The organism is Nostoc sp. (assembly GCF_036919815.1).
Lineage (GTDB): Bacteria > Cyanobacteriota > Cyanobacteriia > Cyanobacteriales > Nostocaceae > Nostoc.
Window position 1 is genome coordinate 1 of record NZ_JBALCE010000024.1, and the last position, 21,478, is coordinate 21,478.

A 21,478-nucleotide genomic window follows, 5' to 3' on the forward strand; every position below is an offset into this window, starting at 1 on the left:
ATAGGTAGATTAAATAAAATGGAAAACTTCATCCTGTCTTTAGCTTCCCTCTCCAATATATCGGAGAAGGATTGAGGGTGAGGTAAGCCAGGGACATAAATTGTATGTTATTTAATTTTTATTCCTAAGTGAGCGTAAACAATTTAAGGTGCGTTAGCCTACGGCATAACACAACGCCACTTGCTTTAACGCAGGGAACCCGCGCAAGGCACTGGCTCCCCTAATTCAAATTTATATGTCTTTATATACATTGAGTTTTTCTTACCGACTTACTTATTTAGCCTCTAATTCCCTCTGATTAAAAATTTCTAAATTAGATTTATTCTTGTCGATGGATACACTTGGTGTAGGTAAATATTTACGTATTATAGCCATCACTTTATCAGGCACTACGGGTTTAGTGAGAAAATCTGTAGAACCGACTACCTTGGCACGAACTCTATCTAAAAAACCATCATTGCCTGTTAATATAATTATTGGTGTGTTGGCAAAGGTAGATATGCGTCGTAACTGAGTGCAAATTTCGTAACCACTGGCAACTGGCATAATCAAATCCAAGAAAATCAAGTCTGGTTTATCCTGAATGAGGATTGGTAGAGCTTGTACAGCATCTTGAATCTTGACAAACCTCAATCCATTGGAAGTGATAATATCCTCTAGCATTTTACATACCTGAGGGCTATCATCGACGCAAGCCACGAGTGGAGTAATCCGCTTCTTTGCTTGTGTGGTGCTAGAGTTATTGTTGACTTCATTAACTGCTAAAGGTAAGTCAGGTGCTTCCACCAATTCAATGATTCCTTTAAGGATATAGGGAAGCAACGAACGCGTGAGTGGCAATACACCCTGCTTCATTTTCACGGCTAAATCTTGTAGAGTAAATTTGCCGTTGATTAAATTGACAAAGTTTTTGTATACAGATGGACTTATCATCTGCTGGAGTATTTCTGCTCGCCGCAGAATTGGGGCCAAGTCAGGAGAAAAATTTGCTAACCCAGCTTCTGACCAAATTTTCCAGGAGTCTTGCATCAGCTTTACAGACATTTCTGTACTTGTAAAGCTCATTGGTGCTTCTAAGATAACTTCTTGGCTGCGATTGCAACTTATAGAAGCAAAATTTCCTTGCATAGCTACGTCAAATAATAGTTCTGCTATCGTGTTATCGACAATAGTATTAATCTGTTCCCGATGGATTTTCTGTTTTTTATACAAGATTTCTAAAAGGCGATAATCCCAGTAATCGATTGATAGGTCTTGCAAATGCAACTGCAACTTATCAACATCAATCTGGGGGCAATTTTGAGCCATCTGTCTACGCCAGCGTCGGAAGGGATGAGTTCCCCCTGTTGCCCAAACTATCCGTCCCAGCCGATAGTAAAAAGTCCATTTGCTGCCCTTGGAACTATTAATATTTAATTTGCCATTATATTGCAGCTGAGTACAACTTTGAAATTCCTTTACTAGATTATTTGAAATAACTTCTCGATGGGGCATAGTTTGTTCCTTTTATTAAAAGCCAACCCTTGAAAAACCCACACTAGCTATATAATGGTCAGCAGATAGATAAATCACATCTATTTTGAGAACCATAGTTTTAAAAGTAGTGAGAGCATCTTGCTAAGATGCGGGTAGTAGCCGGTATCTTGTCCACACTACTCCAAATTTTAAAATGGACAAAGTTTATGTCAGTAAGTGCAAATACATTTGGGATATAGCAGCCTAAATCAAGATTATTAAAAGCAAGGGAGATGGAAAAATAGAAAAATCTTGCTAGTAAATAAGTCATCCATCTACTACAGAGTTTATTATTGGCAAGACTTTAGTTTTATGCTAATATCTCATCACTCCAGTAGGTTGCTATAGTCCAGATGATCATGAATTTAGTATTAATATATTATTTTAATAACTTCTGTACTGAATTATATCCGTATAACTCCTGAATTTTCGTTTAAAAAATAATTAGCAGTCTCCAGATATTTTTGCTTTTGATAAAAATATTGATTTAAATTTACATTTCTTAATTGATATTAGTTTTAGAGAACTTTTCTAGGGAATATTATTCTGAAAAAAGGCGTGCTATTAAGTACTAAGACAAGTAGCAGCCATATATAAAGATTTAAATCTCGTCAATTTGGAAATCTGGAGTAGTGTGGGCATCTTGCCGGGTACTACCAGCATCTTAGCAAGATGCTGCCACTACTTTTAAAAACTATACTTTTCTAAGTAGATGTGGTTTTTCACGTTGTATGGAAAAGCTCATGAAAAACTTAACCCCCTAACCCCTTCCCGACACTCTAAGGCGGAAAATTCTTCATCTCTCTCCTTCTAGGAGAGAGATGAAGAAGAGAGGTTTTGCCGATGCCGTGAAAAGTCAGAAAGTAGAAGTGGCTTATTTAGGAAAATTTCTTTAAGGTTGGTTGTGGTTTTGATAGCTGAGAACAGCTGCTCTGAGATTACTTTGGTGTTCTGAAAGAAGCCGATCGCCCTCGTTTTTTTCTAAACCAGTCCAGTGCATCAATAGCGCTAGTTTAACCCACTTGCCACTACGTTCTAGTAAAAAACCAGCAGCTTCCCGACTTAAACCTGTGAGGTCTTGTAAAATTCCTAAAGCGCGATCGCGTAATTTTTGATTTGTTACGGCCACATCCACCATGCGATTGCCATAAACTTTGCCTAGCTTGACCATCACCCCAGTAGAAAGCATATTTAAAGCTAACTTCGTGGCTGTACCAGCTTTCAGACGAGTTGAGCCGGCGATTATTTCTGGCCCTGTCAATAGGCGAATGTCAATATCGGCATCAAAGCTAACTTGTTCAGCTGGAACACAGGCGATAAAAATAGTAGTGGCTCCCCGTTGACGCGCAGCATGAAGCGCACCGTGGACATAAGGTGTTGTCCCACCGGCGGTAATGCCAACGACTACATCTAGTTGGGTAATCTGTCGCCCAGCGATCGCCGCCTCACCATCTTCAATACTGTCTTCTAAATCCTCAGAACTACGTACCAGCGCCCCCGCACCACCAGCAATAATCCCCTGTACCAACTCTGGAGACGTGCAAAAAGTAGGTGGACACTCAGCAGCATCTAACACCCCTAACCGACCACTTGTGCCCGCACCGATATAAAATAGGCGTCCTCCGTGGCGCAAACGCTCTGCGGTACGCTCAATTGCTTGTGCCAACTCAATTTTCGCCGCCGCAACCGCCGCAACTGCGTTTTGGTCTTCGCTATTAAACAGCTCCACCAATTCCAGAGAACTGAGCTGGTCTAAGTTAAGACTGTTAGGATTTATCATCTCGGTTAAAAGATGTCCGCGTTCCTGCAAATTTGTCATTTGTCCTCTGTCATTTGTCCTTAGGAATAAGAATTAAATAATATACAATTTATGTCCCTGGCTTACCTCACCCTCAATCCCTCTCCTTATAAAGGAGAGGGAGGCTAGAGACAGGATGAAGTTTTGCATTTTATGTCATGTCATTAGTCATTGGTCAATGGCTAATCACCAATAACCAATGACTAATGACTAATTACAACAATCCTTCCAATTTGCGACGCATCTTTTCTAGTTCCGAATCAGACAATTCGGGTTCTTCTAGTGGCTGTTGATTCAGAGGGAAGGTGTCTTCAACAGTATCCTGCTTCTGGGCATCTGCTTGCCAGTCGGTTTCTTCCACGTTAAGTTCTGGGGGAGTGACAACTAAATTAGTATTTTCTGGGATGATTTCCCATTCATATCCAGCACTTTCGCAAAATTCCTTGATTTCCTCAGCATCGATCGGTTCTGGTGTCGGTGAGGGGAAGTCCTGAGCTTCCAACATCAGGGCGAAGCGCGTGGCATCGTCTTCTGACTCGAACATCAGAATTTTATTGCGTAGCTTGCCGCCTTCGGCATCGCCCTCCCGAATCGTGTGAATCCCCTCATTTTCTGTTCGAGCGTTAAACATTAACACAAAAACACGCATAGGTGTAATCATCTGTCTTTTTTAAGGTCTATTAACATTAAAATTCTAGGTTGTGACTCAGGGAAAGTCACAGGAACAATTTTCACTCTATTCAGCTCAGATTTTCCTGAAAAGGCCAATATTATTAAGCATAAGTGTTAGATCAAGCAAATCTCCTAACTCAACCAATGAGTCTTGGATTTAGTTGGCGTATCCTGGAAATGGCATAGTGAATCAATCTGCCAGTTAATGCTTGTGTGTGCCAGCGATATCCGGCAATTAATACAGTGAAAGCAAATGACTAACCCTTCCAATCAAGATCATCACTCCCTTTCCCCTATCCGCAAGCGTCTGTGGTTGCTGGTGTTGAGTCGGGGTAGCATTGCCTTGGGCGGACTTTTACTGTTAGCAATTGTCGTCGGTATTTGGCGGTTGTGGACTTTTGTGCAAACAGAGTTAACACCCTTAGCACAACAAAGTCTCACGACTACACTCAACCGCCCGGTAAAACTCGGAAGAGTCACACAATTTTCGTTGACGGGAGTGCAGTTTGGGGCTTCAGCTATCCCAGCCACACCCACAGATCCAGATCAGGCGGCAGTCGAATCTGTGGAGGTAAGTTTTGACCTGTTACAACTAATATTTAACCGCCATCTAAAGCTAGATGTCACCTTAGTCAACTCAGATATTTACATTGAACAGGATAACCAAGGGCGCTGGGTTTCCACTAAGATAGCGTCGTCTGGTCAAGGTGGCGCAATTAAAACCGATTTGGACTACCTGCGGTTTCGCAATGCCAAGCTGGCGTTGATGCCGCAGAAGAGAGCAGGGGGAGTAACATCCTCCTCATCCCCTGTAACATTTTCTCAACTGAACGGTTCTGCCCAACTTTTAGCAAACAACCAGATCATCAGGTTTGATGTCGGGAGTCAAGCAGATAGTGGTGGCACTATTTCCATTCAGGGAGAGACACGTTCTAGGATGCTAGCAGGAAAGTTTCAGTTGCGATCGCAAGACTTGCTGGCTGAAGATATTACTCGTCTAATCAAGTTACCAGTGAACTTACAGGCGGGTCGAGCCAATGGTGACTTGTTAGTTCGGTTGATGCCAGGACAGCCGACTTTATTGTTTGGCAGCGCTGCTGTGCAAGGCGTAACAGTTCAAATACCCAAAGTGCCGCAACTGTTGAGCAATACCCAAGGAAACCTCCGCTTCCAAGGAACAGAGTTGCAGTTAAATAATGTTACTACCAACTACGGCAAAATTCCCTTAGTGGCGACGGGAATCATCGACACTCAAGCAGGTTTTAAGCTGGCGGGGCGGGTAAATTCGGTGAGTTTGGCTAATGCCCAGGAGACTCTCAAGGTAAAACTACCTGTGCCGATCGCTGGACAAGTACAAGCTTCTTTGCAGATTACTGGATCAACAAAAGAGCCAATTCTCTCAGGTACAGTTGCCACAATTAAAACTGCCCGGATTGACAAAGTTGATTTTAATAGCATCAGTAGTAACTTTGAGCTTGTTACTAATTCTTCTTTAATTACTCTAAAAGATATTCAAGGTAAAGCAAAAGTTGGTGGTGAAATCACGGGCGCTGGCACAATTCAACTTGGCAAAAGCCCGCGACTGGATTTAAATTTCGCTGCCCAGAATGTTCCAGGGGATGCGATCGCCAAAGTTTACGAAATAACACCCAATTTCCAAATCGGCAATGTCTCAGCTACAGCCCAACTAACTGGCACTCCTACTAATGCCCAAACTGCGGTACAATTCCAAGCTCCTAATGGAACTTACCCCGGAACTGGCGAAGTAGCGATTGCTAGCGATCGCACCGTCTCTTTCCGTAATGTGGCTCTGAATGTAAGTGGTGGTACAGTACAGGCAACTGGTAGTTATGCTAATCAGCGTTGGCAAGCTGTGGCTGTTGCCTCTGGGGTAAAATTAGAACCCTTTGTAAACAAAAGTCAACTGCAAAATCTCTCTTTGGCAGGGGTAGAGTACAATGGTCGTCTCATCCTCTCAGGTAGCACAGCACCATTTAAAATTGCCACGATTCGCACTGATGGCGGAGGAGTTAAAATTGGTGGCGGCACAGTTGCAATTTCTCATGTCCAACTGCAAGACCAAAGCTTTTCTGCTCAACTTGTAGCTAATAATGTGCGGCTGGCACAAATATTGAAACAGTCTCCCCCAGCTTTAAATAATCCATTGGCGGGTACATTCCAAATCGCAGGTAACAGAGATAATTTCAGTCTGAAAACGCTACGTGGCAGTGGTGAGGGTCGCCTTGCTATTGACGGCGGGACTGTTACAGCCTCTAATATTCAAATTGCTAATAATCTATATCAGGCGCAAGTTCAGGCAAATAATGTTCCTGTGCAGCAGTTGGCAACAGTACCAAAGCAGTTCCAAGGAACGTTAAATGGTCAGTTCAACGTCGCAGGTGCTATTGATCCTTTTAAACCGCAAAATATTCAAGCCAATGGTCAGGCACTAATTAATGTTGCAGGTGGGACGATCGCAGCCTCTAATATCCAAGTGGCTAATCGTGTATATCAGGCGCAAGTTCAAGTAAATAATCTCCCGTTGCAGCAGTTGGTAGCAGTACCACCGCAGTTGCGAGGGACGTTAAATGGTCAAGGAAACGTGGCGGGTTCTGTTGATTCTTTTAAACCGCAAACTATCCAAGCCAGTGCTCAGGGACGGCTGAATGTTGCAGGTGGAACGATCGCAGCTTCTAACATCCAATTGTCGAATGGTCGCTATCAAGCTGTAGTTAATGCTTCTGGTGTAGAATTAAATCGCTTAAATCAGCAATTGCGGGGTGAATTTGGCGGTCAGTTGCAATTAGCTGGCACCCTTGGATCATCCAAATTAGCTGATGTGCGTGCTGCTGGACAGGTGCAATTATCCCAAGGTATCCCTGGTCTTGAACGACCCTTGACGGCTGCGATCGCTTGGAGTGGTGAAAGGCTAACCATTGAGCGAGCAACTGCTCCCGGTTTAAATGTTACTGGTAACATATTAGCCAATGCAAAAAAGGCAGGTATACCGGAAATTACTGCCTTAAATCTCAACGTCCAAGCCCAAAATTACAACCTAAAACAGTTACCGATCAATCTTCCTAATCAGGTTTCTGTGGCGGGGAGAGTAGATTTTAATGGTCAAATCACTGGTAAGTTACCGTTACCAAATGTGATCGGGCAAATCAACTTACGAGACTTAGTTGTTCAAAATATTGCTTTTGAGCCGTTATTAACTGGAAACATTGATTCAGTACAGGGACGCGGGTTAAATTTGAACTTGGCAGGTAATCGCGATCGCTTGGCCTTTAATTTAGATGCCAATAATCGCCCTAAATCCTTCTTAGTACAATGGCAGCAAGCATTAGCCACAGGTAATGTTGAAGGGAATGATTGGACACTCAAAGTTGCAAATTTCCCCTTACAAATACTGAATTTGACTCCGCCAGCAATTACTCGACTAGGTACTGGTAAGATAGCTGGGTTGTTAACAGGGGATTTGCTGTTTAATCAGCAGACATTGGCAGCAACAGGGAATTTAGCGATCGCAAATCCCCAAATTGGCCGAGTTAAAGGCGATCGAATAGCTGCTCAATTCCGTTACGACAATGGTAAAGCCACACTCGCCACTAGTGAATTTGTCAAAGGTAACAGCCGCTACGCCCTTGTCGGGACTTTTGCTCAAACTCCTAAAGGCCCTCAACTACAAGGTAAAGTCAACGTCAACCAGGGTAAAATCGAAGATGTTCTAGCTGTAGCACAGGTATTTGATTTACAAAATTTGCCAGGTGGTTCAGCAGCAATCTACGGCACAGCAGACGATCTGACCACCAACCCCCAAGGGTCGCTAAATCAGCCCTTATTAACTCAAATCCAACGGTTTTCTGAAATTGAAGCCCTGGTAGCAGAACAGGAACAAGAGCGATTTAATTCCACGCCAATACCGGATTTGGCAGACTTAAAGGGAACTTTCAACGGGGAAGTGGCTATAAATACAGCTACAGCCAATGGATTGTCAGTGGAATTTAATTTGAATGGACAAAATTTTGCCTGGGGTAAAAAGGAAGAACAACATCGTTTTTATACTGCCGAAAAAGTGATTGCCGAAGGCAACTTTGAAAACAGTGTTTTGAGTTTGCGACCTTTACGAATCGAGTCTAAAAACAGGCTGATTGCCTTCACGGGTAACATTGGCGGTGACGAACAATCTGGTCAGTTGCGGGTGAATAATTTTCCGGTACAAGTACTGAATAATTTTGTCAAACTGCCAGTTGGAATCACAGGTAATCTGAACGCGACAGCAGCTTTAGCAGGCAGCATTGCTAATCCCCAAGCTAAAGGGGAATTGCAAATTACAGAAGGAATACTAAATCAGAAAAAAATAAAGTCAGCAACAGCAAGTTTCGGCTATGCCAACGGACGCTTAAACTTTGGTAGTACTCTAGCAGTTGCTGGGCCAAAACCTGTTGATATTATTGGCAGCATACCTTATAAATTGCCTTTTGCTTCCGTCGCACCAGACAGTGATCAAATAACTCTGGATATGAAGTTGGAAAACGAGGGATTGGCACTGTTAAACGCATTAACTAATCAAGTGGTATTTGAGAAAGGTGAAGGAGAAGTAGACCTCAAGGTAAGCGGAACACTCAAAAAACCCGAAGTAAATGGAATTGCTACTATTAATAATGCTACTTTTTCAGCCCAGGCTTTGCCAGGTAAACTCAGACGTGTTACAGGTAGAGTGCTGTTTAATTTTGACAGCATCTTAGTAGAAAATCTTCAGGGTAGATTTAGCCGTGGGAACGTAGAAGTTGCTGGAGAAATTCCCATTTTCAACAATGAGAACGTGGTTATCAACAATCCCCTGACGGTTAATCTCAATCAGCTAACGTTGAATCTTAAGGGACTTTACCAGGGAGGCGCTAGCGGCAATTTACAGATTACTGGTTCTGCCCTTAACCCCATAATTGGCGGTAAAGTAAATTTATTTGATGGTCAAGTATTGCTAGCAGAATCTACCAGCACTGCTTCATCTGCAAATAGTAGTCTTGGCGTATCACCCACAAAAGCCAATAAGCAGAACAAACCCGGAATTGGGAATGGGATGGGAAATGCATTGGCTCAAGCCTTGCCGTCAGGCATCGCCAAATTTAATAATCTAGATTTGGAACTAGGCAAAAACGTCCAAATTACCCGTCCACCTATTCTTAGTTTCCGCGCAACTGGTAATCTCATCGTTAACGGTTCAATCAATCAGCCAATACCCGATGGTACTATCCGCTTAGAGAAAGGTGGAGTCAATTTATTTACTACCCAATTTAACCTTGCTTCTGGCTATAAACACACCGCAACTTTTAGTCCCTCTCAACCCCGTGACCCCAACTTAGATATTCAGCTATTTGCCAAAGTACTGGACGTAACTCAAAATAATGATTTCAGTCGGGTAAATTCCACAGGTTTATCAGCCTTAGAGAGTGTTCGAGTCGAAGCCACTATCAAAGGTCTAGCCAGCAAACTAAATGAAAATCTAGAACTAACAAGTAGTCCGTCACGTAGTCAAACTGAAATTGTTGCTCTTTTAGGAGGTGGGTTTATAGACACCCAAGGACGTGGTGACAGTACTTTGGGTCTGATTAACATCGCAGGTTCAGCCGTGTTCAACAATTTTCAGTCAGCTTTTAACCAGATTGGCAGTACCTTTGGCTTAAGTGAACTGCGGATATTTCCTACCGTTATTTCTGATAATCCAGAAGCGGGAAGAAGCAGTTCAAGTTTGGAATTAGCAGCAGAGGCTGGGGTTGATATTTCTTCTAAAATATCCTTTTCCAGTATCAAAATTTTGACAACAAATGACCCTTTCCAATGGGGTGTTAATTACCGGATAAACGATGAGTTTCGGGTGCGTGCTTCCACTAATTTAAGCGATGATAGTCGTGCAGTAGTAGAGTATCAAACACGGTTTTAAAAAAATCTCTTCAATTATGAATTATGAATTACTTCCTGTTCCCTCTTCTCCTTGGTTCTCAATAGCTTGTCGTACCTGTTTAACATCCAGTTCTAATGCTTCGGCGATTTGCTCTATACTTAAACCAAACTTAAGCAGACGGGGTATAGTATCGAGCTTTGTTTCTTCCTTTACTTCCTGGTAAAATTTAGTTTGTCTCCAATCGGTTAATCCAAACATCGCTTGCAACTCCTGCTGACTTTTGTTTACAAATTTATAGATAAGCATTCTCTCTACTAATTCTAAGAGATTGCCACGGTTAGCTTCATCCGTTTGTTGTACTTTATTTATCAAGTTTTTTGCTTGCTGTACGGCTTTATCTTCTGCTGCAACTACTAACTTAATCACTCCTAGCCCAATCGAAGATGATGGTACATTATCTAACTCGTCTAAATAAATTGTCCGAATTTGCTGTTGGGCTAATGATGTTTGATAAATGAATGGCACACCTGGGTCGAGACTGCGTTGAGAGAAAAGTAATACTGCTTGCCAGCAACGTTGAGGTTTATATTGATTTATATACAAAAAAGTTTCTGTGATTATTCGCCAGTAAATCTCATCGTCGCGCTGAAACTGTACCTCAACAAAATAGATTATGTCTTCTGGGAAGTCAGGTTTGGGTATGAATAAACCATCAATGCGACGCGCTAGTTCTTTGATTTCTACTGAGGTAAATTGGTAGTGTAACGCCAGGGATTGGGATTGTTCCAAAAGTTCAAATAAGACACCTGGAAGATTTTGAAATAAGGTGTAAAAAATCGTGTCTGTTTTCATGCACTCTGGATATTTGAATATTTTCAGATTATCGTGGTTGATTTTTCTAAATTTAATCTACTTAAATTAAGTCAATATTCAGATTGTGATATTATCACCCCCGTACTGATTAATAATTAATCGCAAAATTGATAACCCCAAAATTATCAAAAATAGCACTAGCCCAATTGTGCAAGCATAGCTAATTTCCAAATTATTGAAGGCTTGCTCATATAGATAATAAACAATCGTTTTCGAGCTACTGAGTGGTCCCCCTTGAGTCATGATGTAGACTTCTTCAAACACTTTGGTCGCAGAAATAGCCGAAATCACTGCCACTAGTGCTAAATATGGCTTCATCAAAGGTATGGTAATATCCCAATGCTTGCTAATACCGTCAGAGCCATCAATGGCTGCGGCTTCATACACATCAGCCGGAATTGATTGCAAACCCGCTAAATAAATCACCATGTAGTAGCCTAGTCCCTTCCAGATGGTGACAGCCATGACGCTGGCAAGTGAAATTGGTACAATGCCAAAAATTTTGTCTGGGCTAGTTAGCCAAGGAATACCTTCTGGAAAAATACCTAAAGCTTTAAAGAACTGATTGAGTAATCCGTTTTCTGCATACAGCCATTTCCAAGCTATTCCCGCAACCACCATTGAAATTACTACTGGGGTGTAGTAAGCTGCTCTAAACCAATTCATCCCCCGGAGTTTCTGATTTACCAAAATTGCCAGCACTAAGGGAGCAATTACTAAAATTGGTACTACACCCACAAGATATAAAAAAGTGTTTTCCAAGGTTTTCCAAAAAACTGCATCTTTCCAAAGTTTGAGGAAGTTGGCGAAACCTATCCATTGTGGCGGCTGGCCAATATCTTCATAGCTGGTAAAGCTAAGATAAAACGCTTGCAGCGCTGGCCAAAAGACAGTTAACCCCAAAAGAACCAAGGCAGGTAGCAAAAATAAATAAGGAGTCAGTCGTTGTTTGATGAATATCCAATTTTTAGGCGTAAATTGATTCATATAAGCTCTAATAGTTGTTTTCGCTTTGTCAGAAGAAGAATTTGGGAATGTGAGTAGATTTACGCTTCAATATTTTAAGGGCATATATTTGCGTAACGCTAATTAATAACTCGGAGATAAACTGCAATGGAAACTCAGCACAATTCGCCAATTGAACATCAAAATGTCCCCATAAACCACCGTGGACTACATGACTTTTTGTACAGTTCCGACGACGAACACGCCGCCATTGAGGTGAGTATAACTCCTGAACTGGCAAACGATGGTACAGAAATCATTGACCTTCAGGTTTGGAGCGCAGCTGCTCAGAACGCGAAAATTGCAGGTGTTTACGCCGTATTAAACGCAGAACGCCACACGCAGTACATTGGCTATTCTCGAAATGTGTTACTTTCCCTAAACGGCCATCTTCGCCAAAATGATGAGCAAAAGTGTGCTTTTGTACGTGTGCAAACGTTTAAGTTCCCCAAGCGTCAAGAAATGGAAGATTTGCGAGATGCATGGATAGCAGAACTCGAAAACACACCACCTGGTAATGCAACTGATGGCGAAATGTGGGCTAGTACAGTAGGCGAAGCTACTAAGGCGGTAATGTCGGAGGTTGAACGCCAAGCCTACGAAGAGAAAAAGTTAAAACTGCGGAAAGCAATGGCTGACACAACCCTTTCTAAAGAGTCAGAAACAATAGATGCGAGTGAAGCCGAACGTCAGCGTCAACTTGAAGCGGCTGTGAAAAACGATGACTGGAGTGTAATTATTGACGCACAGACACAGGAAACTAAATCTTAAGTGGACAGTTTCTAAACTTAGCTAGATCATCGGTGACCTAAATATGAGTCCCATTCGGAAATCTACCATAGTGCTAGGTATAGTAGGCTTCATCCTATTTTCTGTACTTTTGCTTGTATTTCTACCGTGGAGCTTTAACTTTTTTGGCTACGCACTACCAGGAAAAGGAGGATTACCTTGCCGAGTTTCATACGGTGATCGGGTCTATATTGCTTCAAATAAGTGCATTGGAGTTTTTTCTTACGGGATACAGCTTCCCTGTAGGACAGAGTTAGATTTGATAGATAAAAAGTCGTGGCCGCTTACGCAAGTTGGACAAATACCTACCTTGTTGGGTGAACCCTATCCACTGTTCCTAGATGCTCCTTCTATCAAACAGATCAAGCAATGGACACCAACAGGTGTATTTGTTCGTACTGGCAGTAACTGCTACATTGGCTATAACCTTTCAGGCGGCCCATAAGATTAACATATCGCCCGTGTGGAGATGCTATACCTCCACGCTTGATTAAATACCAGTTTTCCAAACATTTGCAGACATAAACCAACCCTAGTCTAGACACGCCAGCATGAAAATTGAGGATTAAGATTATTTACAGTTGAAAAGTTAAAATACCTGTGGCAGATTATTGGGAGGTTTTTTGATTATGAAAAATTTAGGATACGATACTATGATTTGATTTTAAACAGCAGAAATGGCACAAACCTGTAATCCTACAGGTGTCTGAATAATCACTGATTCTACACCGAAGACTTGAGCGATCGCATTTGGTGTCAGAACTTGCTCTGGTGTACCAACTTCCCAAATATGACCCTGTTTTAATAATGCAATGCGAGAACTATATCGGGCTGCTAAATTCAGTTCGTGTAAAACTGTGACAATAGTTAATTCCTGCTGCTGATTCAGTTCTTTAAGCAGTTCCAATAGTTGCAATTGATAGTTGATATCTAAAAAAGTTGTCGGTTCATCTAATAGTAAAACTTTTGGTTCTTGCGCTAGTGCTAAAGCTAAAAAAGCCCGTTGTCTTTCACCGCCTGAGAGTTCTTCGACTAAGCGATCGCTCAATTTTTCTAGTTGCGTCTTTTTAATTGCAGCTTCAACTTTCACCAAATCTTGAGCGTTTAATTCCCATTGCCACCAAGGTTGATGTGGTGTGCGTCCTAAACTTACTAATTGTCGCACTGTTAAGCCAACAGGAACCGTTTGTTGTTGCGGTAATAATGCCAGTTTTTGTGCAACTATATTTGGGGGTTGAGAGTGAATTGCTTTGCCATCAAGTAGCACTGTTCCCTGCTGTGGGGTGAGAATACGACTCAGCAATTTGAGTAAAGTAGATTTACCTGAGCCGTTAGCACCAACTAAACTCAACCATTCTCCTGTTTGCAGAGTCAGGTTAATGTTTTGAACAATTGGTGTTAAGGTATAACCGCCTGTGAGATTTTGCAATTCAAGTGGCATTAGCTGAAATTCAAAAATGAAAAAGGAGAAACTTAATTTTACAGGAGTTGAGTGGATTATTTAGCATCTTTATACCCATATTGATTTAGCTCGACTTTATCCATTTACCGGAATTGCGATCGCTACTGCGTAAATTACTCAAATGAGAACGCAAAGTGCCGTTTGCTTACCCAAAACACTAAAATGATTGCTAAATCTACCGAAATCAGAAAGCAATATGTCTTTTTACTTGCTAAATCTACTGAAATCAGAAAGTAATCAACCATTTTGAGAAAGCAATATGCCTTTTTGCTTGCTAAATCTACTGAAATCAGAAAGCAATCAAGCATTTTGAGAAAGCAATATGCTCTTTTGCTTACTGAAAACATCACAATGAGAAAGCAATTGGGATTAAAATTCTCACATTAAGGCTGTGCTACCCTACTTATTGCCGCACAATAAGCCAAACCGAATTAACCCACGCTGATAACCGCGACGCATTAATCCCAGTGATAATGCCCCTTGAATGGTAGTCCAACCAGCATTTAGTAAGCCCCAAAGCGCTTGGGGAGTGAATGCGGAATCAATCACCACATTCCAAAAGGGGGCGACGGCGGTTGACCAATCAGCAGTGCGGATATTATGTAATGGTAGTTGCTGGGCGATCGCTTCATACTCTGGCAAAGAAATCACATAAGGCAAACAATACACCCGATAAATATCCTGCAAATGTTTTTGTTCATCTGCCGTTAATAGTGACTCATCAGTTGATCGATGACACCATGTCACCATAATTAACTTACCCCCAGGCTTCAATACTCGATAGCACTCCTGGAGAAACTTCTTTTTATCTGGCATATGTTCACCGCTTTCTAGTGACCAAACCAAGTCAAAAGAATTATCAGCAAAAGGCATCTCTTGAGCATTGGCAACCTGAAAGTCTGTTCTCAGGCTCAAATTAGCTTCCAATGCGCGTTCCGTTGCTCTGGCGGCTTGTACAGGACTCAATGTAATCCCTGTAGCCTGAGCATTAAACTTTTCTGCGAGGTATAAAGAACTGCCGCCAATGCCACAACCTACATCTAGGATATTTTCTGCTGCTTCTACTTCTGCCCAATTGAGCAGTTCTTCAATTAAATCAATTTGAGCCTGACGGCGGTCTTTTTTCTGGGTACCGTCCGCGCCATAGTAGCCGTGGTGCATGTGTTCGCCCCAAACCTGTTCCCACAGACCAGAGGAAGCATCGTAAAATTGCTGAATTTGCTCGGAAAGTGTTGCACTCATGAAAAAAGTAGTATTGAGACGAAGTAGAATTAAAAAAAAACATACAGATATACGGTACCATGTATGTTTTTAATTAAATTTTGAATTGTTAACTCCCCTCTCCTTAGTAAGGAGAGGGGTTGGGAGCCAGTGCGTTGCGGGGGTGGAGGAGTTTGTAGCAACTGGCGATGAATTGCCCCTACCTAAAAATAAGGGTTTCGGCTATTGTTTGCGTAAGTCCTGTAAATTACTTGTAGGTTCTGGAGTCTGGGGAGGAGTAGCTGTTTGACTAACTTGAGGTTGCTGTTGCTCACTTTTCTGGGCAATTTGCTGCATTAGCTGTTCAATTTTCTCAGCTTGCTGAATGTTGCCTTGCTGACGATACTCCTGATAAGCACGTTTCAAGACTCCACTGGCTTTTTTGATCTCGCCCTGATTATATAAAGTTACTCCCAAGTTATAGTAAGCTGAGGCATTTTTAGGATTTAGGCGAATAGCTTGCCGATAAAGCGAAATAGCCTCAGAAGTTTCACCTTGAATTGCTAGCAAATTGGCCATGTTGTTGTAGGCTGTGGCGTTTTGACGATCTAGCTGTAAGGCTTGGCGATAAGTGGCGATCGCAGGCTGTATTTGACCTTGTTGTTGCAAGGCGATCGCTAAGTTAAAATAAGCATTAGCATTGCTGCTATCTAGACTAATTGCTTTTTGGTATGTAGCGATCGCTTCCTCTAGCTGTCCTTGTTCATACAGCGCCAAACCTAAATTATACAGCGCTGCTACTCTTGTGGGATCGATCACCAGACTCTGGCGATAAGCAGTAATCGCTGCATCTTTTTCTCCTTGTCGCTGCAACACTAACCCTAAGTTGTAATAACCTTCACTAAAATTCGGATTAACTTTAACCGCCTCTGCATATTCTTCTAACGCTCGTTCCGGGTGATTTTGTTGCAAGAAGATATTACCTAAATAGTTCCGCGCTACTCCCAGGTTGGGGTCATGTTGCAACGCTTGGCGAAAGGCATATTCCGCACCCTGTAAGTCTTTGCGATTATAGCGCATGACTCCTTGCTGGAAAAAACTAGCTGCTTCCAAATCCTGAGAAATTGCGTTTTCTGCCAGCAGCTTGCTGACTGGGAAATTAGTAATTGTCGGTGTAGCCAATACTAAAAACGTCGAGCAGCCACAGAGTGTCATCTGGCAAAATAAATGTAACCACTGAGAAAATAGGGATTTTTCAAACATGAATCGCAAACCTGTACTTATTTTTAGTTCCTCATAAGTCAGAGTACCCATCACGAAAGAAAAAATTCCAAATTCCTGTACAGACGCGATTAATCGCGTCTCTCCAAATTCCCAACTCCTGTACAGACGCGATTAATCGCGTCTCTCCAAACTCTCCACTCCCACAGCTTCTGGCAAAATTAACATGGCATCGCCGAATGAATAAAAACGATAGCCAAAAGCGATCGCTTCGTTGTATATATTCAATAACCGTTGTCTGCCAATTAGCGCACTTACCAACATCAGCAAACTGGAACGCGGTAAGTGAAAATTGGTAATTAAACCATCCACCACCCGCCATTGGTAGCCCGGATAAATAAACAAGTCTGTTTGACCGCAAAATGGTTGTAAATTACCAGATTCAGCCGCCCCTTCTAAAGCCCGTACTGCCGTTGTTCCCACAACAATAATCCGACCGCCAGCTGCTTTAGTAGCGCGGATTTGCTCTACTGTGGTGGCGGGGACTTCAATCCATTCTTCATGCATCTGGTGGGTAGTTACGTCCTCTACTTCCACAGGGCGAAATGTGCCTACACCAACATGCAGTGTCACAAAAGCTTGATTGATATTGCGATCGCGCAACTTTTGTAATAATTCTCTTGTAAAATGTAATCCTGCCGTCGGAGCTGCGATCGCTCCTGGCTCTTGAGCATAAACTGTCTGATACTGATCATCAGCAGCTTTTGAGGCAGTGATGTACGGTGGTAGCGGTACTTCACCAAATACCTCTAACAGTTGCACCAAAGACTTTCCCTCTGGCACATCAAATTGCAACAAACGCCCCCCGGTGGCTGCGTCTGTTTCTAGAACCGTAGCCGTGAGTTGGGGACTGTTTACTGGGTAGGAATCTTCCCAATCCGCAATACAACAACTCTTGGAGAGGCTGCGCCAACGGCAAAGCTCAGTACAAGTCCCTAATTTTTGATCCCTAATGCCTAATTGCCTTGGTTCAAAAATAATCTTCGCTCCCTGCTTGAAGCTTTTTCCTGGCTTAACTAAAGCCAACCAACAGTTATACTGGCGTTCTTCCAACAGCAACACCTGGATTTTAGCACCAGTAGATTTATGTCCATAAAGCCGCGCTGGAATAACTTTTGTATTGTTCATAACCAACAAATCACCAGAGCGCAGCAGTGCAGGCAAATCATGGAAAATGTGATGTAGGGGTGCTGTTTCGATGCCTGTATTGGGAGAGTTAACCACCAGTAACCGCGAACTATCTCTAGGAACTGCTGGGTTTTGGGCAATCAGTTCTGGAGATAGTTTGTAGTCATAGCCAGCTACCGAACAATCTAATTCAAAATCTTTTCTTTGTGTGTCAGAGGTATCTTTCAAATTGACTTCTACTCGTTTTTGCTTTATTTAGTATTTATACTCTCTTAAAAAAGTTGGTTTGAGTTTTTCCTTCTAAAAGAACTTTAAGGCATCTTCGCTCAGTTTTCTCGCTTGGCTATAAGATTGGTACTATTAAGTAACACGGAAAATTAACATAAAGATTGGGTAAACCTCCCCATCTAAAAACGGGGGCTTTTACCCTACCGCGAACAGGCATTGATTGACGAAGATAGATATGTAGGATTGGCTTTGATCCCAAGCACCAACAAACATGGAATACTTGTACTATCTGGCAAATGCCAGTCTAACCCTGAGGGTCGTTCAACACCTCCACGCTAGACCCCAGACACCAGTTTCTTTCGTCACCGTAATTCATCAAATTGATGGCTGGGTGGTTAGGATCAAACTCAGAGGTCAAGTCTCGCATCAAGACGATGGCGACTTTCGCGCTTTTTTAAATGAATTAGGAATTAGCTACGAGCCGCCAATGAGGGTGCAAATGGCACTTTGGAGTTTGGAAGCCGGACAGTGCCCTGTGGACGTGATGCGTCGCTATCAGGTTGCGATCGTCTCTCATGGTAGTCCAGAGAGAGATGAAATCGAGGCGTTCCGTCAACAATTTGTCCGGGGCTTAGGCTACTGTCCAGAAACTTTGGCGTGATATTATTTGGTTGTAACGTCACTACAAGATTATTGGTCATTGGTAATCAAGATATTTTATCGATTACCGATTAACCATTATCAATTGAAGAGTCGAAAGCTGCAAGAATGTATTCTTGCAGCTTAAACTTGTATCCGGCTACTGATGAAGTCGCTAGAGCTTCTTGGGTTGGTGTAACCCCAGTCAGATTTTTTGATATCCTTTGACAGTAGACAATAGCAACATCAAATCGGCAAGAATAATCTGCCTTCTCAGGGTACTGGGCTAAAAACATTCCAGCTGTGCGCCAGATTTTTGCTTGCTTTTGTGGGGTGATTGCGCTTCTTCCCCCTGCATCCCAACTGCCTGAACTGCGGGTTTTGACTTCCACAAATGCCAATAATGAGTGCTGAGTGCTAAGTGAGAAGTTCTCCCCTTTTTCCCCTGTTTCCCCAGTTCGTCCATCATATTGAGCAATAATATCGATTTCTCCCCAGCGACTAGAAAAGCGACGATGGAGAATTACCCAACCTGTAGATTGCAACCATTGGGCAACTAGGTCTTCTCCTAATTGACCACTATTTGGACAAGGCATATAAACTTTAGTATTCTAGGTTATTTACCTGACTGAATTCAAAAGGAAAATAAGAGTTTCTAGCAGTTACCCAAAATCATATAGCGGTTCTCAGTTAACTGAGGTACAAGAACCCCACCCCAAACCCCCTCCCCGCTCTTCGAGAGGGGGCTATGATGCACCTCATCTGATTAGGAAACGCTATACTCCCATGATCTGTTTATTCTTCCCTGAATGGCGTGGCATTCCCAACAGTCAAATTGAAGTGAACATCATTGGGGTAAATATCCATAAAAGAGTGATGCTCGACATATATGCCACCACCGCATTCCAGAAAGTTTATGAACGGCTCATAAGGGTCAGGTATCAAAGACTGTAGATCCTCATAAATCCCACTTAAAAAGGGGATCTTTACCCTATTTGTGATAATCTACACGCAAACGGCAAGCTAATAAGTCAACGCCTCGTTAGACAACTATCGGGATAATGAGATTGAGGAGAGTTCGCCATTGGCTAAAAATAGCATGAATTCTAAGTTAAGCGCCCGGATTTTGGCAAGCGTACTCAGCTTATTCCTGTGGGGAATAGTTGGCATCACGGCAACGGTCGGTTTTGCTCCACCAGCTTTGGCACTCGAATATAATAAAGAAATTTTGGTCGAGGCTGATTTCTCAGGACGTGATTTAACAGACTCCAGCTTTACCAAAGCTAATCTTCGCCAGAGCAACTTCAGCCATGCTAATTTGCAGGGTGTCAGTTTCTTTGCAGCAAATTTAGAGTCTGCGAATTTGGAAAGTTCTGATTTAAGAAATGCCACTTTAGACTCGGCTCGTTTAGTGAGAGCAAATTTGACAAATGCACTGTTAGAGGGTGCCTTTGCCGCTAACGCCAGATTTGATGGTGCAATCATTGACGGGGCAGATTTTACCGATACGCTGCTGCGTTCCGATGAGCAAAAAAAATTGTGCAAACTTGCCAAAGGAACTAATCCGATTACAGGACGAGATACGCGTGACACGTTGTTTTGTCCTTAGTGCCCAGTCTACAACAATTAGGTGTGTGCAACCAACCAAATTTGGCGATCGCGCACAACTGACATTGCTGCCTCCCAGGTGAAGGTAAAAGACTGAAAAGACTCCGGTGTAATTCGATCGTGGTCTAATGCTTCGACGACTTTCTCAAACTTGTCCAACAACTCGGTACGAATTGTTTCTAGGGTGTCGATATCTGGACAAGTTTCGATTTTTCTGATCAGTTTGACAATATCCTGATTATAGTCATCACCACGATTTTTCTGTACGTTGTCAAGCCGTCTTTTCATCTGCCAAATCCAAGATCCTAATAGCAGCAAAACTGTGAGTATTAATGCCAAGTAATCCGCATTTTCTTGGACAAAATTGGGTTTTTCTCGGTCATAGTAAGCAGCAGCCCCGCTATGCAGTGGTAAACCAGTTCCGCCGACTGGATTGGGAGGACTGATGTTTGCTGCTAAAGGCATTACCCTGGCCAACTCTTGACGATGCTCATACAACAGGGCGGTGATCTGCCGGACTATACCCCGATCAACTCTCTTGGCTGCCAAAAGAGTTCTTTGGACGCTGACAGTAGGTAAATCTGTCGCTGGAATCGGGGGATTTCCCTGATAGGCTCCTTTGGGGATAAATGCTGGTTCAAAAGCTGGCTGATTAATTTTCATGGCAGTAGCTTGGTCAATTGGCACTAACCTCCCACCACTATTTTGTACTAGTTCCATGATCGACCGATTGCCAGGGGGACGGACACGAAATACTGCATCTACCTGCTGGTCACGAAAGGCAGCATCGGCTGCTTTTTCAGACATCGCCTTGTATGTAAAGTCACTTGAGGCCAGGCGGTAATGGCTCGCCAGCAACCAGAAGGATTTGTATTGACCACCGCCTTGTGGTGGTAAGGCAATGCGCTTGCCTTTGAGTCCAGCAACTTCCTGAATGCCAGATTTGTCAGTGACTACTAGCTGAAATGTATCTGAGAATAAATTGCATATTAATCGCGCTGAAGGAAGTGTAGGAATATCAGCTTGTGCTGTGGCTAGTTGCGCCTTGTTTTCTTCCAGGAGTTTGATATTTTCCTCAGTCCCCTTGGTTTCTAGAAGTTGGATTTTAATTTTCGGCTGATGTTTGGCGAATACTTGGGCGATCGCCTGACTTAAAATATAACTTTCACCTTGGGCTGAACCAGCTGCGATCGTTAAACGATGCACTTGGTTGATATCGATAATTAAATTTACCGCCAAAAATACTATTAAGCCCAGGCTCAATAGCAGGGGAATTAGGAGTCTACGGTTTGTTGTCAAATGGTATCGACTCAATAATCCATGAAGCGGATTTGCTGATTGGTGAAGAGTCATATACTACAATACCGAAAAGCTC

General features: G+C 42.6%; 16 protein-coding genes. 5 read left to right on the top strand and 11 right to left on the bottom strand.

The genetic code is table 11. The features are described 5' to 3' along the window. Nucleotides 1-273 precede the first annotated feature (273 nt). From V7K15_RS07135 to V7K15_RS07145, 3 genes are all read right to left on the bottom strand, one after another. A complete protein-coding gene (locus tag V7K15_RS07135; protein ID WP_334904301.1) occupies nucleotides 274-1,494 on the bottom strand; it encodes a response regulator in 1,221 nt (406 codons plus the stop codon). Nucleotides 1,495-2,407: 913 nt separating this feature from the next. Beyond that, on the bottom strand, nucleotides 2,408-3,334 hold the full coding sequence (gene murQ / locus V7K15_RS07140) for an N-acetylmuramic acid 6-phosphate etherase (RefSeq protein WP_334904303.1): 927 nt from the start codon (nucleotides 3,332-3,334) through the stop codon (nucleotides 2,408-2,410). 193 nt (nucleotides 3,335-3,527) lie between these two features. After that, nucleotides 3,528-3,974: a DUF3110 domain-containing protein gene (locus tag V7K15_RS07145; RefSeq protein WP_334904305.1), complete on the bottom strand. Its 447-nt coding sequence runs from the start codon at nucleotides 3,972-3,974 to the stop codon at nucleotides 3,528-3,530. 264 nt (nucleotides 3,975-4,238) lie between these two features. Between V7K15_RS07145 and V7K15_RS07150 the strand changes: the two genes are divergently transcribed. Then, a complete protein-coding gene (locus tag V7K15_RS07150; protein WP_334904307.1) occupies nucleotides 4,239-9,929 on the top strand; it encodes a translocation/assembly module TamB domain-containing protein in 5,691 nt (1,896 codons plus the stop codon). A 21-nt stretch (nucleotides 9,930-9,950) separates the two neighbouring features. On the opposite strand, the gene V7K15_RS07155 is transcribed toward V7K15_RS07150, so the two are convergent. Together V7K15_RS07155 and V7K15_RS07160 are read right to left on the bottom strand one after the other, a co-directional pair. Beyond that, nucleotides 9,951-10,742 carry an Rpn family recombination-promoting nuclease/putative transposase gene (locus V7K15_RS07155; protein WP_334904309.1) on the bottom strand — a complete coding sequence of 264 codons (792 nt, stop codon included), beginning with the start codon at nucleotides 10,740-10,742 and terminating at the stop codon, nucleotides 9,951-9,953. A gap of 78 nt (nucleotides 10,743-10,820) precedes the next feature. After that, nucleotides 10,821-11,750: a carbohydrate ABC transporter permease gene (locus tag V7K15_RS07160; RefSeq protein ID WP_334904311.1), complete on the bottom strand. Its 930-nt coding sequence runs from the start codon at nucleotides 11,748-11,750 to the stop codon at nucleotides 10,821-10,823. 126 nt (nucleotides 11,751-11,876) lie between these two features. On the opposite strand from V7K15_RS07160, the gene V7K15_RS07165 reads away from it, so the two are divergent. Together V7K15_RS07165 and V7K15_RS07170 are read left to right on the top strand one after the other, a co-directional pair. Continuing rightward, nucleotides 11,877-12,539 carry a GIY-YIG nuclease family protein gene (locus V7K15_RS07165; RefSeq protein ID WP_334904313.1) on the top strand — a complete coding sequence of 221 codons (663 nt, stop codon included), beginning with the start codon at nucleotides 11,877-11,879 and terminating at the stop codon, nucleotides 12,537-12,539. 43 nt (nucleotides 12,540-12,582) lie between these two features. Next, a complete protein-coding gene (locus V7K15_RS07170; RefSeq protein WP_334904315.1) occupies nucleotides 12,583-13,002 on the top strand; it encodes a hypothetical protein in 420 nt (139 codons plus the stop codon). Between the two features lie 219 nt (nucleotides 13,003-13,221). Here the strand turns inward: V7K15_RS07170 and V7K15_RS07175 are convergent, their stop codons facing one another. The 4 genes from V7K15_RS07175 to queA form a co-directional block, all read right to left on the bottom strand. After that, complete coding sequence (locus tag V7K15_RS07175; RefSeq protein ID WP_334904317.1) at nucleotides 13,222-13,998, bottom strand: ABC transporter ATP-binding protein; 777 nt, start codon at nucleotides 13,996-13,998, stop codon at nucleotides 13,222-13,224. Nucleotides 13,999-14,418: 420 nt separating this feature from the next. Further along, entirely contained in the window at nucleotides 14,419-15,261 is an 843-nt protein-coding gene (locus V7K15_RS07180) for a methyltransferase domain-containing protein (protein ID WP_334904318.1), read from the bottom strand. 201 nt (nucleotides 15,262-15,462) lie between these two features. Then, on the bottom strand, nucleotides 15,463-16,434 hold the full coding sequence (locus tag V7K15_RS07185; RefSeq protein ID WP_334904359.1) for a tetratricopeptide repeat protein: 972 nt from the start codon (nucleotides 16,432-16,434) through the stop codon (nucleotides 15,463-15,465). 180 nt (nucleotides 16,435-16,614) lie between these two features. Further along, the gene (queA, locus tag V7K15_RS07190; protein ID WP_334904361.1) at nucleotides 16,615-17,883 is read right to left on the bottom strand and encodes a tRNA preQ1(34) S-adenosylmethionine ribosyltransferase-isomerase QueA; all 1,269 of its coding nucleotides are present in this window, start codon (nucleotides 17,881-17,883) and stop codon (nucleotides 16,615-16,617) included. 244 nt (nucleotides 17,884-18,127) lie between these two features. On the opposite strand from queA, the gene V7K15_RS07195 reads away from it, so the two are divergent. After that, nucleotides 18,128-18,517: a hypothetical protein gene (locus V7K15_RS07195; RefSeq protein ID WP_334904320.1), complete on the top strand. Its 390-nt coding sequence runs from the start codon at nucleotides 18,128-18,130 to the stop codon at nucleotides 18,515-18,517. Between the two features lie 70 nt (nucleotides 18,518-18,587). On the opposite strand, the gene V7K15_RS07200 is transcribed toward V7K15_RS07195, so the two are convergent. Beyond that, nucleotides 18,588-19,091, bottom strand: a complete 504-nt coding sequence (locus V7K15_RS07200; protein WP_334904322.1) for a YraN family protein — start codon at nucleotides 19,089-19,091, stop codon at nucleotides 18,588-18,590. A 503-nt stretch (nucleotides 19,092-19,594) separates the two neighbouring features. Here V7K15_RS07200 and V7K15_RS07205 point away from each other — a divergent pair. Then, nucleotides 19,595-20,104, top strand: coding sequence for a pentapeptide repeat-containing protein (locus V7K15_RS07205; RefSeq protein ID WP_334904324.1), 510 nt, complete (start codon nucleotides 19,595-19,597; stop codon nucleotides 20,102-20,104). Between the two features lie 17 nt (nucleotides 20,105-20,121). Here the strand turns inward: V7K15_RS07205 and V7K15_RS07210 are convergent, their stop codons facing one another. Next, nucleotides 20,122-21,456, bottom strand: coding sequence for a TAXI family TRAP transporter solute-binding subunit (locus V7K15_RS07210; protein WP_334904326.1), 1,335 nt, complete (start codon nucleotides 21,454-21,456; stop codon nucleotides 20,122-20,124). Nucleotides 21,457-21,478 lie beyond the last annotated feature (22 nt).

Coding starts and splice junctions, on each gene's coding strand:
- V7K15_RS07165 (WP_334904313.1), top strand. CDS start 11,877: ATGGAAACTCAGCACAATTCGCCAATTGAACATCAAAATGTCCCCATA.
- V7K15_RS07200 (WP_334904322.1), bottom strand. CDS start 19,091: ATGCCTTGTCCAAATAGTGGTCAATTAGGAGAAGACCTAGTTGCCCAA.
- V7K15_RS07155 (WP_334904309.1), bottom strand. CDS start 10,742: ATGAAAACAGACACGATTTTTTACACCTTATTTCAAAATCTTCCAGGT.
- V7K15_RS07145 (WP_334904305.1), bottom strand. CDS start 3,974: ATGATTACACCTATGCGTGTTTTTGTGTTAATGTTTAACGCTCGAACA.
- V7K15_RS07175 (WP_334904317.1), bottom strand. CDS start 13,998: ATGCCACTTGAATTGCAAAATCTCACAGGCGGTTATACCTTAACACCA.
- V7K15_RS07160 (WP_334904311.1), bottom strand. CDS start 11,750: ATGAATCAATTTACGCCTAAAAATTGGATATTCATCAAACAACGACTG.
- V7K15_RS07205 (WP_334904324.1), top strand. CDS start 19,595: ATGAATTCTAAGTTAAGCGCCCGGATTTTGGCAAGCGTACTCAGCTTA.
- murQ (WP_334904303.1), bottom strand. CDS start 3,334: ATGACAAATTTGCAGGAACGCGGACATCTTTTAACCGAGATGATAAAT.
- V7K15_RS07150 (WP_334904307.1), top strand. CDS start 4,239: ATGACTAACCCTTCCAATCAAGATCATCACTCCCTTTCCCCTATCCGC.
- V7K15_RS07170 (WP_334904315.1), top strand. CDS start 12,583: ATGAGTCCCATTCGGAAATCTACCATAGTGCTAGGTATAGTAGGCTTC.
- V7K15_RS07135 (WP_334904301.1), bottom strand. CDS start 1,494: ATGCCCCATCGAGAAGTTATTTCAAATAATCTAGTAAAGGAATTTCAA.
- V7K15_RS07195 (WP_334904320.1), top strand. CDS start 18,128: ATGGAATACTTGTACTATCTGGCAAATGCCAGTCTAACCCTGAGGGTC.
- V7K15_RS07180 (WP_334904318.1), bottom strand. CDS start 15,261: ATGAGTGCAACACTTTCCGAGCAAATTCAGCAATTTTACGATGCTTCC.
- V7K15_RS07210 (WP_334904326.1), bottom strand. CDS start 21,456: ATGACTCTTCACCAATCAGCAAATCCGCTTCATGGATTATTGAGTCGA.
- V7K15_RS07185 (WP_334904359.1), bottom strand. CDS start 16,434: ATGACACTCTGTGGCTGCTCGACGTTTTTAGTATTGGCTACACCGACA.